The following is a 15,089-nucleotide window of genomic DNA, read 5'->3' on the forward strand; positions in this document are numbered from 1 at the left end:
TTGCAAAACAAGAATATTCCCACGCCACCACATGCGTTTCCTGACACCACACTACTTACCAATGTGGGAGCTGGCTTGAATCTGCACCAACACTTAAACCACCTCCCGTCGCCGATCCTCCCTTGGGCATTTGGCAAACCTGGCTCGATAACTTCGCGTGAAATACGACGGCGACTCAAACCCACACGCAATACTCACCTCCAGCACGCTCATGTCGCTCTGGCGCAACAGTTTGCGGGCTTTCTCCAGGCGCAGGCCCAAGTAGAAATTACTGGGGGTGTCGTTCAGGTGCAGGCGAAACAACCGCTCCAGTTGGCGTCGGGTGACCTTGATCGTTTCGGCCAGGGCCAAGGTGCTCAGGGGCGGTTCGGTGTGCTGTTCCATTTCGCCGATCACGTGCACCAGCTTCTTGTTGTTGATGCCGTAGCGCGTGGCGATCTGCATGCGCTGGTGGTCTTTGCGCGGGCGGATGCGGCTGAGTACGAATTGCTCGGAAACCTGGACAGCCAGCTCCGGGCCGTGGGCCTGGGCGATGAGGTCAAGCATCAGGTCGATGGAGGCAGTGCCGCCGGCGCAGGTGATGCGGCGCCGGTCGATTTCGAACAGTTCCTGGGTCACGCTCAGATGTGGATAGGCTTCCTTGAAGGCGTCGATGGCTTCCCAGTGCAAGGTCAGGCGGTGGCCGTCGAGCAGCCCCGCCTCGGCCAGCACGCAGGCGCCGGTGTCGATGGCGCCGAGCGTTACACCCTCATGGTCGAGGCGGCGCAGCCAATGCTCCAGGGCGGGCGTGGCGAACTGCAGGGGTTCGAAGCCGGCCACCACCAGTAAAGTCGCGCCTTTTTTCAGTGGCTCGAGCGCTGCGTCAGCGTTGACCGACATGCCGTTGCTCGCCAGCACAGCGCCGCCATCGGCACTCAAGATGTGCCAGCGGTACAGCTCGCCGCGAAAGCGGTTGGCCACCCGCAACGGTTCCAGTGCGGAGATAAAACCGAGGGCCGAGAAACCCGGCATCAGCAAGAAGTAGACATCCTGGGACATGGTGGCGCTCTCGTCGGACGGGCAGCGTGGTCACTGTGATACGCCAGTTCAACCGGCCATTCAAGAGCACAGGTCGCTGCAGTGCAAGAGCGAGTCGCCGCCGTGCGCTTTGCGGGGTGCCAAGCTGCGTAACGTGATCCCACGGCGCACCAAGACGCCGGCACCCACAATAACGACCTGCCGAGGGTTTCACCCATGAACCGACTGATCAGCCGCTGCGTACTTGCACTCAGCGCCAGCGCTATTTTGAGCACCCCTGTCATGGCAGCGGATGCCCCTGCTTGCCAGAACGTGCGCATGGGCGTGGTCAACTGGACCGACGTCATCGCCACCAGTGCCATGGCCCAGGTGCTGCTCGATGGCCTCGGCTACAAGACCAAACAAACCAGCGCCTCTCAGCAAATCATCTTTGCCGGCATCCGCGACCAGCGCCTGGACCTGTTTCTCGGCTACTGGAACCCGCTGATGACCCAGACCATCACGCCGTTCGTCGACGCCAAGCAAGTCAAGGTCCTCGACAAAGCCAGCCTGGAAGACGCCCGCGCCACCCTCGCAGTGCCGACTTACCTGGCCGACAAGGGCCTGAAAACCTTTGCTGACATCGCCAGGTTCGAGAAAGAACTGGGCGGTAAGATTTACGGCATCGAGCCGGGCTCGGGGGCTAACACGCAGATCAAGGCAATGATCGCCAAGAACCAGTTCGGCCTGGGCAAGTTCCAGTTGGTGGAGTCCAGCGAAGCCGGCATGTTGGCGGCCGTGGACCGTGCCGTGCGCCGCAAGGAAGCGGTGGTGTTCTTTGGGTGGGCGCCGCACCCGATGAACGTCAATGTGGCGATGACTTACCTCACCGGCAGCGAAGACGCCCTGGGCCCGAACGAAGGCATGGCCACCGTATGGACCGTGACCGCGCCGGCCTACGCCGAGCAGTGCCCCAACGTGCATAAGTTGCTGACCAACCTGACGTTCACCGCCGCCGACGAGAGCCGGATGATGCAGCCGTTGCTGGATCACAAGGACGCTTTGGAATCCGCACGGCAGTGGCTCAAGGATCACCCTCAAGACCGGCAGCGCTGGCTCGATGGCGTCACCACTTTCGACGGCAAACCCGCCGCGACCAACCTGCAACTGACCAGCAAATAACGTTTTGCGAACCACCGTTTCGCGGCCACTTGCGACCGCGAACGGCACCACCACGCCTGTAAGGAACCGCCTCATGAACCACGACGTCATCATCACCTGCGCACTCACCGGTGCTGGCGACACGACCGCCAGAAGCCCACACGTGCCGGTCACGCCCAAACAAATCGCCGCCGCCGCGGTGGAAGCCGCCAAGGCCGGCGCCACCGTGGTGCACTGCCATGTACGCGACCCGCAGACCGGCAAATTCAGCCGCGATGTAGCCCTGTACCGCGAAGTGATGGAGCGCATCCGCGAGGCCGACATCGACATCATCGTCAACCTCACCGCCGGCATGGGCGGCGACCTGGAGATCGGTGGTGGCGAGAATCCCATGGAGTTCGGGCCCAATACCGACCTGGTCGGCCCACTGACCCGCCTGGCCCACGTCGAAGAACTGCTGCCGGAAATCTGCACCCTGGACTGCGGCACGCTGAACTTCGGTGATGGCGACACCATTTACGTGTCCACCCCGGCGCAACTGCGTGCCGGCGCCAAACGTATCCAGGAACTGGGCGTAAAGGCCGAGCTGGAGATTTTCGACACCGGCCACCTGTGGTTCGCCAAGCAGATGATCAAGGAAGGGTTGCTCGATAACCCGCTGTTCCAACTGTGCCTGGGCATTCCCTGGGGTGCACCGGCCGATACCACCACCATGAAAGCCATGGTCGACAACCTGCCCGCCAACGCGGTGTGGGCCGGCTTCGGCATTGGTCGCATGCAAATGCCGATGGCCGCGCAAGCGGTGCTGTTGGGCGGCAACGTACGGGTGGGCCTGGAGGACAACCTGTGGCTGGACAAGGGCGTGCTCGCCACCAATGGCCAGTTGGTGGAACGCGCCAGTGAAATTCTCAGCCGGTTAGGCGCACGGGTCCTGACCCCGGCCGAAGGCCGCATCAAGATGGGCCTGACCCAACGCGGCTAACACAAACACCACACAACCCTGTGGGAGCGGGCTTGCTCGCGAATGCGGTGGGTCAGTACCGAATGCACCCACTGGCACACCGCATTCGCGAGCAAGCCCGCTCCCACAGGGGATTACCGAACTTTTTAGGAATATGCCATGCGCTTTATCACCGACATCAAAACCTTCGCCGCGTTGGGCAGCGGCGTCATCGGCAGCGGCTGGGTATCCCGTGCCCTTGCCCATGGCCTGGATGTGGTCGCCTGGGACCCCGCCCCCGGCGCCGAGGCGGCCCTGCGCAAACGTGTCGCCAACGCCTGGGCCGCCCTTGAGCAACAGGGCCTGGCGCCCGGTGCCTCCCAAGACCGCCTGCGCTTTGTCACCACCATCGAAGACTGCGTAAAAGACGCCGACTTCATCCAGGAAAGCGCCCCTGAACGCCTGGAGCTCAAGCTGCAACTGCACAGCCAGATCAGCGCCGCGGCCAAGCCCAATGCCTTGATAGGTTCGAGCACCTCCGGGCTGTTGCCCAGCGAATTCTATGAGGGCTCCACCCACCCGGAACGCTGCGTGGTCGGCCACCCCTTCAACCCGGTCTACCTGTTGCCACTGGTAGAAGTGGTGGGCGGCAAAAACACCGCGCCAGAGGCGATCCAGGCAGCGATCACGGTGTATGAATCCCTGGGCATGCGCCCGCTGCATGTACGCAAGGAAGTGCCGGGGTTTATTGCCGACCGCCTGCTGGAAGCGCTATGGCGTGAGGCCCTGCACCTGGTCAATGACGGCGTGGCGACGACTGGTGAAATCGACGATGCCATTCGTTTTGGTGCCGGGTTGCGCTGGTCGTTCATGGGTACCTTCCTCACTTACACCCTGGCGGGCGGCGATGCCGGCATGCGCCACTTCATGGCCCAGTTCGGCCCAGCGTTGCAGTTGCCGTGGACTTACCTGCCGGCACCTGAATTGACTGAAAAACTGATTGATGATGTGGTCGACGGCACCAGTGAACAGTTAGGTAACCACAGCATCTCGGCGCTGGAGCGCTATCGTGATGACTGCCTGCTGGCGGTACTGGAAGCCGTAAAAACAACCAAAGCCAAACACGGCATGAACTTCGCCGAATAACCCTGTAGGAGCGAGCTTGCTCGCGAAGATCGCCAACGATAACGCGGGGCATCAGGTACCCCACGGCGATCTTGAGTTTTTCGCGAGCAAGCTCGCTCCTACACATTGGAATTCCTACCATGCGCGCACTGACCACCTACACCACCAAAATCCTGCCCGACTGGGTCGACTACAACGGCCATCTGCGTGACGCGTTCTATCTGCTGATCTTCAGCTACGCCACCGATGCGCTGATGGACACCCTAGGGCTGGACAGCGAAAACCGCGAAGCCAGCGGCCACTCGCTGTTCACTCTGGAGCTGCACCTGAACTACCTGCACGAGGTAAAGCTCGGCGCCGAGGTTGAGGTGCATACCCAACTGATCGCCCACGACGCCAAGCGCCTGCACCTCTATCACAGCCTGCACCTTGTGGGCGAAGCACGCGAGTTGGCGGGTAACGAACAGATGCTGCTGCATGTCGACCTGGCCGGGCCGCAGTCGGCGCCGTTTGCCGGCGCCACCCTGGAAAAACTCACTGCCCTGAGCCAGGAACACGCCGACCTACTCCGGCCTGCCCTGCTCGGCCGGGTGATCGGGCTGCCCGCGCAAAAAAAAGCCCCGATCCAGCCGTGACGGGATCGGGGCAGAGTGCTTTGTGTGAGCCGTGCATTCGAGGGTGACCAAACCGTCAAGCTGCGTGCCTGGTTCAGTGTGCCTGTTACGGGTCAGATCAAGTGACCCGAAAACGACCTGTTCATAGCCATAAGAGCCATCGCTGGATTCTGCCCTTGCCGCCAGTCCTGGGGCCTACCAGAATCCAAGTCAATTCCCGCTCCCTACACCAGGATGACCGTCATGATGCACGCGGATTTGATTGACCAGGATGACCTGCTGGGCCAACTGCGCTCGCTGGGTTTTGAAGTGTCCAGCGGCGCTACCGCCGAGCAGGCTTGCGAATGTGCGGTGCGCGGGTTGAGCGAAGCCCGGGCCAAGGCGCTCAAGGGCATGGTTGAAAAGATGTACAGCGGCAGCGCGACGATTTTGCCGGCGGTAAGGCAGGCGATCGACAAGCAATTGTTGCCGGCGCTGATGCAGTTCAAACAAAGCTCTGGCGCCTGAAATACATCCTCTGTAGGAGCGAGCTTGCTCGCGAAAATCGCCAACGATAACGGGGCATCAGATACCCCACGGCGATCTTGAGTTTTTCGCGAGCAAGCTCGCTCCTACCATAAGGCAGCCCGGTGTCAGAGCCTTACGCTAGCAAACGTCGACTCGTTGCGCGCCTGGCTCAACGCCGACATCGGCCCCGACAATGGGGACAGCACCAGTGCCGGCGGAATCGGCATCATCGCCACTTGCTGGGTGGTGTTGGAGCCTACGCGCTCATCCCGTGGCGGAATGCCGAAGTACTCGCGGTAGCACTTGGAAAAGTGCGGCGTAGACACAAACCCGCACACCGAGGCGACTTCGATGATCGACATCGGCGTCTGCTTGAGCAGTTGCCGTGCGCGAATCAGGCGCAGCTTGAGGTAGTAGCGCGACGGCGAGCAGTGCAGGTATTTCTGGAACAGCCGCTCCAACTGCCGGCGCGACACGGCGACATACACCGCCAGTTCGTCCAGGTCGATCGGCTCTTCGAGGTTGGCTTCCATCAGCGCGACGATTTCCTGCAGTTTCGGCTGGTTGGTGCCGAGCATGTGCTTGAGCGGCACACGCTGGTGATCCTGTTCGTTGCGGATGCGTTCGTACACGAACATCTCGGAGATGGCGGCCGACAATTCACGGCCGTGGTCGCGGCTGATCAGGTGCAGCATCATGTCCAGGGGCGCGGTGCCACCGGAGCTGGTGAAGCGGTTGCGGTCGAGGGTGAACAGGCGCGTGCTCATGGCCACCCGCGGGAAGGCTTCCTGCATCGACGCCAGGCATTCCCAGTGCACGCTGCAATCAAAGCCGTCGAGCAAGCCCGCGCAGGCCAGGGCCCAGCTGCCGGTGCACACTGCGCCGAGGCGACGAGACTGGCGTGCCTGGCTTTGCAGCCACGACACATGTTCACGGGTGACGGTGCGCTGGATACCCACGCCGCCGCACACGATGACCGTGTCCAGGACGGGTGCTTTGTGCATGGAGGCATCGGGGGTGATTTGCAGGCCATCGCTGGCCCACACCTGGTTGCCGTCGACACTCAGGGTTGTCCAGCGATACAGCTCGCGGCCGGACAGCTGGTTGGCCATGCGCAGTGGCTCCACGGCTGACGCCAGGGAAATCAGCGTGAAATTGTCCAGCAGCAAAAAGCCGATGGATTGAGGCGCACGGTTCTGGGGTTGGGCCCCGGAGTTGGTCGACGTCATCGCAGTATCTCCTCACATCACACAAAGCAGGTGGTGGCCTCAGGCGAGGCTCTTGTTATTGCGCTCGTCCTGAAAAGGAGAGGCTTTGCAATTGATAGAGCAAATGCCATGCCTAAAATTGAATGGCTATTCAAGAACTCCTGAAAACGACCTGTTGATGCGTCTATACAAGCCCGCGCGTGAAGTGCGGGATATGACGCATAACGGGCGGGGTTCAAGGGGTGTGAGCAGATCGGTAGCACTTGTGGGAAGGCGCTTTGCGGGCGTAGGAGAAGTCTGTCACCCAAAGCACATCAGGCGTGTGATCGTGTAGGAATCGTTCGGAAGCTACTTATCTATTTGCGACGCGCTAAAAGGTGGCGATTTTGGCCGGGATGTTCACTTTGTGAGCAATGATGCTCCTCTGTTCGGCTCGTTCCCACGCCCTGCGTGGGCATGCATCCTGTGACGCTCTGCGTCACCCATGGGACGCGGAGCGTCCGGGGCGGCATTCCCACGCGGAGCGTGGGAACAATCATGTCACTGACTCAACATTCAACCGCACTCACCGCCAACCCACCCCGCGATGTCTCTTTGTACTTGTCATGCATATCAGCCCCGGTATCACGCATGGTGCGGATCACCCGGTCCAACGAGATGAAGTGCTGGCCATCGCCACGCAACGCCATTTGCGCCGCGTTGATCGCCTTCACCGCCGCGATCGCATTGCGCTCGATACACGGCACTTGCACCAAACCGCCCACCGGGTCGCAGGTCAGGCCAAGGTTATGTTCCAAACCGATTTCAGCGGCGTTGCACAGTTGCTCCGGGGTGGCGCCGAGAATCTCCGCCAGCCCGGCCGCGGCCATGGCGCACGCAGAACCGACCTCGCCCTGGCAACCGACTTCGGCCCCCGAGATCGAGGCGTTCTTTTTACACAGGATGCCCACCGCCGCCGCGCCGAGCAGGTAGTCGACCACGTTGGCTTCGGTGACTTCTTCACTGAACTTCATAAAGTAGTGCAACACCGCCGGGATGATCCCCGCCGCGCCATTGGTGGGCGCCGTGACCATGCGCCCACCGGCGGCGTTTTCTTCGTTGACCGCCAGGGCGAACAGGTTGACCCATTCCATGGCGCTCAAGGTCGAGCCGATTACATTCGGCTTGTTCAGCTCCTGCAAGCTGCGGTGCAACTTGGCGGCGCGACGGCGCACGTTCAAGCCGCCGGGCAGGATGCCTTCGTGCTTGAGGCCCTGCTCCACGCAATCTTGCATGGCGCGCCAGAGCTTCATCAGGCCGCTGCGGATTTCTTCTTCGCTGCGCCAGGTTTTTTCATTCGCCAGCATCAGTTCGGCAACGCGCAGGTTGTGGGTCTTGCACAGCTGCAACAGCTCCACGGCACTGGAAAAGTCATAGGGCAGCTCAGTGCGGTCCATGTCTGCCACACCGCTTTGGGCCTGGGCTTCATCCACCACAAAACCGCCACCCACCGAGTAATAGGTGTCGCGGTGCAACTCGCCGTTTTCGCCAAACACCACCAGGGTCATGGCGTTGGGATGGAACGGCAGGTTTTCATCGAGCAGGCGCATGTCCCGCGCCCACACAAACGGCACCGGCAGACGCCCGTCCAGCAGCAGCGTGTCGGTTTCGCGCAGGGTGTGGATACGTGCGCCGATTTGCGTGGGGTCGATTGCGTCCGGCCATTCGCCCATCAGGCCCATGATGGTGGCGGTGTCGCTGCCATGACCGATGCCGGTGGCCGACAGCGAGCCGTACAGTTGCACTTCGACACGCTGCACCTGTTCCAGCCACCCACGCTCACGCAACGCTTGAACGAACAACGCCGCGGCGCGCATGGGCCCCACGGTGTGCGAACTCGAAGGCCCGATGCCGATCTTGAACAGGTCGAAAACGCTGATAGCCATTAACGTGAAACTCCTCGATAAGCACGGGCCGGGCTTGAACGAGGTGCTACGCTCAGATCGCCCAGATGGCGGCATCATCAAGCTTTTATTCGTCATCACGGCGTCTCACACCGACGCACTCATGCTCACCAGCGGCGCTCGCGTGCGAACGCCAGTTTTGGCCGTTTTTTGCGGTGCAGAAGGGTAAAAACAGCAGTTTTACCTTCGGAAAAACCTGTAAGCGACGTCATCGGTACTGGATGCGACCCTCCCTGTACTGGATACGACGCCCCCTGTAGGCGTCAGATTTTCACTGGTACATGATCAGTCTCGACTCGTTTGCAAGGCACCGCGCCAGAGCTGTTGTCTCACGCTCCAACCGCAACACTTATAAAGCGCGGCGAATGCCGCCAGAAAAGACACAGGAGTCTACCCACATGAAAGGTTCACCCTCGTTGTTGTTGGCCGCCATGCTGAGTCTGCCAGTCGTGGCACACGCCGCAGAACCGGAACAGTGCAAGACCGTCAACTTCTCCGATGTCGGCTGGACCGACATCACCGTCACCACCGCGACCACCAGCGAGATCCTCAAGGGCCTGGGCTACAAGCCGCGCACCACGATGATTTCGGTACCGGTGACTTACAAGTCCCTGGCCGACGGCAAGAACATGGACATTTTCCTCGGCAACTGGATGCCGACCATGGAAAACGACATCAAGCAGTACCGTGATGCCGGCACCGTGGAAACCGTGCGCGCCAACCTGGAGAACGCCAAGTACACCCTGGCAGTCCCACAGGCGCTGTACGACAAGGGCCTGAAGGACTTCGCCGACATCGCCAAATTCAAGGATGAGCTGAACGGCAAGATCTATGGCATCGAGCCGGGCAACGATGGCAACCGCACCATCCAGACGCTGATCGACAAAGATGCCTTCGGCCTCAAAACCGCCGGCTTCAAGGTGGTTGAATCCAGCGAAGCCGGCATGCTCTCTCAGGTTGAGCGCGCCTCCAAGCGCGACCAGGCCATCGTGTTCCTCGGCTGGGAACCGCACCCGATGAACACCCGCTTCAAGATGAAGTACCTGACCGGTGGTGACGACTCGTTCGGCCCCAACTACGGCCAGGCCACCATCTACACCAACACCCGCAAAGGCTACACCCAGGAGTGCAGCAACGTTGGTCAGTTGCTGAAGAACCTGGTGTTCACCCTCGACATGGAAAGCACCCTGATGGGGAACGTCCTGGACGACAAGATGAAGGCCGATGCTGCCGCCAAGGCCTGGCTGCAAAAGAACCCGCAAGTGCTCGACACCTGGCTCGCCGGTGTCACCACCGTTGATGGCAAACCAGGGCTCGATGCCGTTAAAGCTTACCTCGCCAAATAGCACCCGCTGACCCCAGGCCGGTGCGCTGGCCTGGGATGTTTTCCCCTTCGCATGTGGACATTCACTACCATGCTGACTGAACAGAAAATCCCACTAGGCCAGTACATCGCTGCCTTCGTCGACTGGTTGACCCAACACGGGGCCAACTACTTCGACGCAATCGCATCGACACTGGAAACGATGATCCACGGCGTGACGTTTGCGCTGACCTGGTTCAATCCACTGGCATTGATCGGTCTGATTGCGCTGCTGGCTCACTTTATTCAACGTAAATGGGGACTGACTGTTTTTGTCATCGCCTCCTTCCTGCTGATCCTCAACCTGGGGTACTGGCAGGAAACCATGGAAACCCTCGCGCAGGTGCTGTTCGCCACCCTGGTCTGCGTGGTCATCGGTGTGCCGCTGGGCATTGTTGCCGCGCATAAACCGATGTTCTACACCATGATGCGGCCGGTACTCGATCTGATGCAGACCGTGCCGACCTTCGTCTACCTCATCCCTACCCTGACCCTCTTCGGGCTGGGTGTGGTGCCTGGGCTGATTTCCACGGTGGTGTTCGCGATTGCCGCGCCGATCCGCCTGACCTACCTGGGTATCCGTGATGTCCCTCAAGAACTGATGGACGCCGGCAAGGCCTTTGGCTGCTCGCGCCGCCAGTTGCTCTCGCGCATTGAACTGCCCCACGCCATGCCGAGCATCGCCGCCGGCATTACCCAGTGCATCATGCTGTCGCTGTCGATGGTGGTGATCGCGGCCTTGGTGGGCGCCGATGGCCTCGGCAAGCCGGTGGTCAACGCACTCAACACCGCCGATATTGCCCTGGGCTTTGAAGCGGGCCTGGCCATTGTGTTGCTCGCCATCATGCTCGACCGTATCTGCAAACAACCCGACGCTAAAGTAGGGGGTGATGCATGAGCATTATCCGATTCGACAATGTCGACGTGATCTTTTCCAAAGACCCACGCGAAGCGCTCAAGCTGCTGGACCAGGGCATGAGCCGTAACGAAATCCTGAAGAAGACCGGGCAGATTGTCGGCGTTGAAAAGGCCAGCCTGGACATTGAGAAAGGCGAGATCTGTGTGCTGATGGGCCTCTCGGGCTCAGGCAAGTCCAGCTTGCTGCGCTGCATCAACGGCCTCAATACCGTCAGCCGTGGCCAGCTGTTTGTGGAGCATGAAGGTCGCCAGATCGACATCGCCTCCTGCACCCCCGCCGAACTGAAAATGATGCGCACTAAACGCATCGCCATGGTGTTCCAGAAGTTCGCCCTGATGCCCTGGCTGACGGTGCGCGAGAACATCAGCTTCGGCCTGGAGATGCAGGGCCGCCCAGAGAAAGAACGACGTACGCTGGTGGACGAAAAGCTCGAACTGGTGGGCCTGAGCCAATGGCGCAACAAGAAGCCCGACGAGTTGTCCGGCGGCATGCAGCAGCGCGTCGGCCTGGCCCGCGCCCTGGCGATGGACGCCGATATCCTGCTGATGGACGAACCCTTCTCGGCCCTCGACCCGCTGATCCGCCAAGGCTTACAAGATGAACTGCTGGAACTGCAACGCAAGTTGAGCAAGACCATCGTGTTCGTCAGCCACGACCTGGATGAAGCACTCAAGCTCGGTAGCCGTATCGCGATCATGAAAGACGGCAAGATCATCCAGTACAGCGTGCCGGAAGAGATTGTGCTGAACCCGGCGGATGACTATGTGCGCACCTTCGTCGCCCATACCAACCCGCTGAACGTGCTGTGCGGGCGCAGCCTGATGCGCACCCTGGATAACTGCACGCGTGTGAATGGTTCAGTGTGCCTTGATCCGGGTGGCGACTCCTGGCTGGACCTGGCCGAAGGCAACACCATCCAGGGCGCACGCCAGAATGGCGTGACGATGAATCTGCAGAACTGGGCGCCAGGGCAAGCCGTGGAAGGCTTGGGCCGCGTACCGACGCTGGTGGACTCGAACATCGGCATGCGCGATGCGTTGCAGATTCGCTACCAGACAGGCAACAAGCTGGTGCTGCACGACAACAACAAGGTGGTGGGGATTTTGGGAGACAGCGAGCTCTACCATGCCCTGCTGGGCAAGAACCTGGGCTAAAACCGACCCCCTGTAGGAGCGAGCTTGCTCGCGAAAAACGAGCAAGCAACACGAGCTACCAGATTAGCGCTGCGTTATCGTTCACGTCTTTCGCGAGCAAGCTCGCTCCTACAGGGAGCCGGTGGCGTCAGGACGACGCCACCGGCCTTCAAGCATCAGCTATAGACCCGGCCAAGGAGCTGCCGATGGCTTTCAAACTGATCGAGCACATCCCGGGTGATCTGCTCCTGGGTGAAGCCCATCAGGTCATACTCCTGCGGCCCGTTGTGCAGGTACACCTCGGCACGGTAGTAACGGGTGCGCTCTTCTTCAGGCAGGTCAGCAGGTGCTGCCGAGTAGCCATCCAGGCTCACTTCATAGACAAACGGGTTGCCCTCGTCCATCTCGATTCGCACGCCGATGCAGCGCTTGGATTTGCCCAACAAGGTCTGCACTTCCAACCCCTGATCACGCAACGCAATCGCGGCTTCTTCCAACGCCGGCGTTACGTGCTTGTCCATAAAGCGCTGCACGGTGGCCTGGCTCGGTTGCAGGTCCAGCGCCGTCAAGCGCTCGCTGAAACCACGACGCCCGCGTTCAGCCAATTGCGCCTGCTCCTGTTCGATGGCCACGTCCTGGCGCATGGCCTTGTGCAAACCGAACATAAAGAACACCAGTACCACCGAGAACGGCAGCCCCGCCAGCACCACCATGGTTTGCATGGCTTCGAAGTTACCGGCAAACAGCAGGCCGATGGTCACCAGGGTGATCACCGCCGACCAGAAGATACGCAACCAGTGCGGCGCGTCTTCATCCACGTTGCCGCCTTTGCAGGAAAGGTTGGCCATCATCACCGCGCCGGAATCCGCAGGCGTCAGGAACAGCACGAAGCCCACGAAGATCGACACGCCGATCACCACTTTCGACGCCGGGTAATGCTCAAGCAGTTGGTAGATGGCCATGGACGGTTGCTCCAGCGCCGTCTTGCCCAACTCCACCGCCCCATGGTTCAACACCAAATCAAGGGCCGAGTTGCCGAAGATCGACAGCCACGCCAGGGTAAAGCCCAACGGGATCAGCAATACGCCAGCCACCAGTTCACGCACGGTACGCCCACGGGAAATACGCGCGATGAACATGCCTACAAATGGCGCCCAGGAAATCCACCAGGCCCAGTAAAACAGGGTCCACAGGCCCATCCAGCGTTCGGTCTTGGCACCGTCGCCTTCGTACACATACAGGTCGAAGGTTTTGAGCACGATCCCGTTGAGGTAATCACCGGTGTTCTGCACCAGGCCATTGAGCAGGTGCAAGGTGGGGCCGAACAGCAGCACGAAGATCAGCAAACCGCTGAACAGCACGATGTTGAGGTTGGAGAGGCGACGAATGCCGTTTTCCACACCCGACACCGCGGCGATGGTCGCCACGGTGCTCATCACGATGATCACGATCAGCAAATTGGTATTGCTGTGCTCCATGCCGAACAGGTTTTCCAGCCCCGACGACACTTGCATCGAGCCGATCCCCAGGTTGGTCACCAGACCCAGCAGGGTCACGAACATACCGAAACCGTCTACCGCATGGCCGGCCGCGCCCTTCACCCAGCGCTCGCCTACCAGCGGGTACAGCGCCGACCGCAAGGCCAGCGGCTGGTTGTGGCGGTAGGCAAAGTACGCCACGGCCAGACCCACCAGCGCATAGATCGCCCAGCCGTGCAGGCCCCAGTGCAGGAAGGTCAGTTGCAGCGCCTGGCGTGCCGCGCCATTGCTGGCCGCAGCGCCTTCGGGCGGGTTGAAGTAGTGGTCCAACGGCTCGGACGCACCGAAATACAACAGCGAGATGCCGATACCCGACGAGAACAACATGCCGGCCCAGGCGCCGTAGCTGAAGTCTGGGGTATCGTCCTTCGCACCCAGCTTAAGTTTCCCATAGGACGAAAACGCCAGGCCGACCACAAACACCAGGTAGGCGGCGATGACCACCATGTAGTACCAGCCAAAGCTTTTCGACAGCCAGGCCTGTGCTACACCGAGCAGGCGCCCGGCCTCCTGCGGGGCGACGATCAGAATGGCGGTCAACAATAAAATCAGCGCGGTGGAGGTGTAGAACACCCAACCGTTGACCCGGACCTTTTCCGGTGGGGTCTTTATAAGAGAGGCAGAACTCATGGCGCAGATGCTCCAGGCAGTGCGAGAGAGAAACACAAGGCAACGGTTATCCCGGGACATCGATTTTTCGGCAGTCGACGGACGGGTGTTATAAAGACACCCCGAAAATTCTTGAGCCCGCCAAGGCGGTGATCAGGCTCTGAAGTGGCCTGTTTCAAGGGTTTTTGCAGGTGTCGAAGGTTGCAGCTCGCAGGTAGGAAATATCTGTAGGCAGCGACCATTTGTCGCAGATCTTATTCTTTGTTGATTGAACGTTCAATCAAAACAAAATAGACTGGCCCTCAAGCCGACGGACGTGGATCGCCCATCGGCAGGCCTAAGGAGAGGTGCTACATGCCCAAGGTCGGTATGCAACCCATACGCCGCCAGCAGTTGATCGAAGCCACGTTGACGGCCATCGATCGGGTCGGGATGGGAGATGCCAGCATTGCGCTGATCGCCCGTCTGGCCGGCGTCTCGAACGGCATCATCAGCCACTACTTTCAGGACAAGAACGGCCTGATCGCAGCGACGATGCGCTACCTGATGAATGCGCTGATCGAGAACGTGCAAGAACGCAGGCGTGCCTTGAAGGATGACAGCCCACGGGCGCATCTTCAGGTGATCATCGAAGGTAACTTCGACGCCAGCCAGGTCAACGGCCCGGCAATGAAAACCTGGCTGGCCTTCTGGGCCACCAGCATGCACCACCCGTCATTGCACAGGTTGCAGCGGATCAACGATCAACGTCTGTATTCCAACCTGTGCTGCCAGTTCCGCCGAGTGCTGCCGCTGCCGCACGCACGCAAAGCAGCCCGAGGCCTGGCGGCTCTGATCGACGGTTTGTGGTTGCGCGGCGCCCTGTCGGGAGACGCTTTCGACACGGCGCAGGCGCAACGGATCGCTTACGAATACATGGATTTTCAATTGGCCAAGCAGGTGAGTTAGAGCACACATAACCGCTCAACCCCTGAACTGCTGCCGCTCAGTGTTGCCACACCCTTATGGCCCACTGTTCGGCGGTTAACGCCAA

General features: G+C 60.5%; 13 protein-coding genes. 9 read left to right on the forward strand and 4 right to left on the reverse strand.

The window, feature by feature from the left end:
• Positions 1–93: 93 nt before the first annotated feature.
• Positions 94–1,038, reverse strand: a complete 945-nt coding sequence (locus tag PSH76_RS27995; RefSeq protein ID WP_305493274.1) for a GlxA family transcriptional regulator — start codon at positions 1,036–1,038, stop codon at positions 94–96.
• Between the two features lie 195 nt (positions 1,039–1,233).
• On the opposite strand from PSH76_RS27995, the gene PSH76_RS28000 reads away from it, so the two are divergent.
• From PSH76_RS28000 to PSH76_RS28025, 5 genes are all read left to right on the forward strand, one after another.
• Positions 1,234–2,178 carry a choline ABC transporter substrate-binding protein gene (locus PSH76_RS28000; RefSeq protein WP_032894940.1) on the forward strand — a complete coding sequence of 315 codons (945 nt, stop codon included), beginning with the start codon at positions 1,234–1,236 and terminating at the stop codon, positions 2,176–2,178.
• 73 nt (positions 2,179–2,251) lie between these two features.
• Positions 2,252–3,139 carry a 3-keto-5-aminohexanoate cleavage protein gene (locus PSH76_RS28005; RefSeq protein ID WP_056782933.1) on the forward strand — a complete coding sequence of 296 codons (888 nt, stop codon included), beginning with the start codon at positions 2,252–2,254 and terminating at the stop codon, positions 3,137–3,139.
• 138 nt (positions 3,140–3,277) lie between these two features.
• Positions 3,278–4,243 carry an L-carnitine dehydrogenase gene (locus tag PSH76_RS28010; protein ID WP_305493275.1) on the forward strand — a complete coding sequence of 322 codons (966 nt, stop codon included), beginning with the start codon at positions 3,278–3,280 and terminating at the stop codon, positions 4,241–4,243.
• Positions 4,244–4,362: 119 nt separating this feature from the next.
• Positions 4,363–4,857: a thioesterase family protein gene (locus PSH76_RS28020; protein WP_305493276.1), complete on the forward strand. Its 495-nt coding sequence runs from the start codon at positions 4,363–4,365 to the stop codon at positions 4,855–4,857.
• A gap of 222 nt (positions 4,858–5,079) precedes the next feature.
• Positions 5,080–5,343, forward strand: coding sequence for a hypothetical protein (locus PSH76_RS28025; RefSeq protein ID WP_032894934.1), 264 nt, complete (start codon positions 5,080–5,082; stop codon positions 5,341–5,343).
• Between the two features lie 125 nt (positions 5,344–5,468).
• On the opposite strand, the gene PSH76_RS28030 is transcribed toward PSH76_RS28025, so the two are convergent.
• Positions 5,469–6,572 carry a GlxA family transcriptional regulator gene (locus PSH76_RS28030; protein ID WP_003194907.1) on the reverse strand — a complete coding sequence of 368 codons (1,104 nt, stop codon included), beginning with the start codon at positions 6,570–6,572 and terminating at the stop codon, positions 5,469–5,471.
• 527 nt (positions 6,573–7,099) lie between these two features.
• A complete protein-coding gene (locus PSH76_RS28035; RefSeq protein WP_278915789.1) occupies positions 7,100–8,476 on the reverse strand; it encodes an L-serine ammonia-lyase in 1,377 nt (458 codons plus the stop codon).
• 416 nt (positions 8,477–8,892) lie between these two features.
• Between PSH76_RS28035 and PSH76_RS28040 the strand changes: the two genes are divergently transcribed.
• The 3 genes from PSH76_RS28040 to choV all read left to right on the forward strand — a co-directional run bounded on the left by PSH76_RS28040 (position 8,893) and on the right by choV (position 11,930).
• Positions 8,893–9,840 carry a choline ABC transporter substrate-binding protein gene (locus PSH76_RS28040; protein WP_032894932.1) on the forward strand — a complete coding sequence of 316 codons (948 nt, stop codon included), beginning with the start codon at positions 8,893–8,895 and terminating at the stop codon, positions 9,838–9,840.
• 69 nt (positions 9,841–9,909) lie between these two features.
• A complete protein-coding gene (gene choW / locus PSH76_RS28045; protein WP_003194913.1) occupies positions 9,910–10,755 on the forward strand; it encodes a choline ABC transporter permease subunit in 846 nt (281 codons plus the stop codon).
• Positions 10,752–11,930 carry a choline ABC transporter ATP-binding protein gene (gene choV / locus PSH76_RS28050; RefSeq protein WP_032894931.1) on the forward strand — a complete coding sequence of 393 codons (1,179 nt, stop codon included), beginning with the start codon at positions 10,752–10,754 and terminating at the stop codon, positions 11,928–11,930. Before choW ends, choV begins: the two co-directional genes overlap by 4 nt.
• Positions 11,931–12,085: 155 nt before the next feature.
• Here choV and PSH76_RS28055 read toward each other — a convergent pair whose 3' ends face one another.
• Positions 12,086–14,020, reverse strand: a complete 1,935-nt coding sequence (locus tag PSH76_RS28055) for a BCCT family transporter (protein WP_238344580.1) — start codon at positions 14,018–14,020, stop codon at positions 12,086–12,088.
• A 390-nt stretch (positions 14,021–14,410) separates the two neighbouring features.
• Between PSH76_RS28055 and betI the strand changes: the two genes are divergently transcribed.
• Positions 14,411–15,004 (forward strand): transcriptional regulator BetI, encoded by a 594-nt coding sequence (gene betI, locus PSH76_RS28060; RefSeq protein ID WP_044271839.1) that lies wholly within the window; start codon positions 14,411–14,413, stop codon positions 15,002–15,004.
• Positions 15,005–15,089: the final 85 nt, after the last annotated feature.

Origin of the sequence: Pseudomonas sp. FP215, assembly GCF_030687795.1 — a bacterium.
GTDB lineage: Bacteria > Pseudomonadota > Gammaproteobacteria > Pseudomonadales > Pseudomonadaceae > Aquipseudomonas > Aquipseudomonas salmasensis.

Bases quoted from the DNA above. Each gene is read 5' to 3' on its own strand.
- PSH76_RS27995 (WP_305493274.1), bottom strand. From the start codon at position 1,038: ATGTCCCAGGATGTCTACTTCTTGCTGATGCCGGGTTTCTCGGCCCTC.
- PSH76_RS28000 (WP_032894940.1), top strand. From the start codon at position 1,234: ATGAACCGACTGATCAGCCGCTGCGTACTTGCACTCAGCGCCAGCGCT.
- PSH76_RS28005 (WP_056782933.1), top strand. From the start codon at position 2,252: ATGAACCACGACGTCATCATCACCTGCGCACTCACCGGTGCTGGCGAC.
- PSH76_RS28010 (WP_305493275.1), top strand. From the start codon at position 3,278: ATGCGCTTTATCACCGACATCAAAACCTTCGCCGCGTTGGGCAGCGGC.
- PSH76_RS28020 (WP_305493276.1), top strand. From the start codon at position 4,363: ATGCGCGCACTGACCACCTACACCACCAAAATCCTGCCCGACTGGGTC.
- PSH76_RS28025 (WP_032894934.1), top strand. From the start codon at position 5,080: ATGATGCACGCGGATTTGATTGACCAGGATGACCTGCTGGGCCAACTG.
- PSH76_RS28030 (WP_003194907.1), bottom strand. From the start codon at position 6,572: ATGACGTCGACCAACTCCGGGGCCCAACCCCAGAACCGTGCGCCTCAA.
- PSH76_RS28035 (WP_278915789.1), bottom strand. From the start codon at position 8,476: ATGGCTATCAGCGTTTTCGACCTGTTCAAGATCGGCATCGGGCCTTCG.
- PSH76_RS28040 (WP_032894932.1), top strand. From the start codon at position 8,893: ATGAAAGGTTCACCCTCGTTGTTGTTGGCCGCCATGCTGAGTCTGCCA.
- choW (WP_003194913.1), top strand. From the start codon at position 9,910: ATGCTGACTGAACAGAAAATCCCACTAGGCCAGTACATCGCTGCCTTC.
- choV (WP_032894931.1), top strand. From the start codon at position 10,752: ATGAGCATTATCCGATTCGACAATGTCGACGTGATCTTTTCCAAAGAC.
- betI (WP_044271839.1), top strand. From the start codon at position 14,411: ATGCCCAAGGTCGGTATGCAACCCATACGCCGCCAGCAGTTGATCGAA.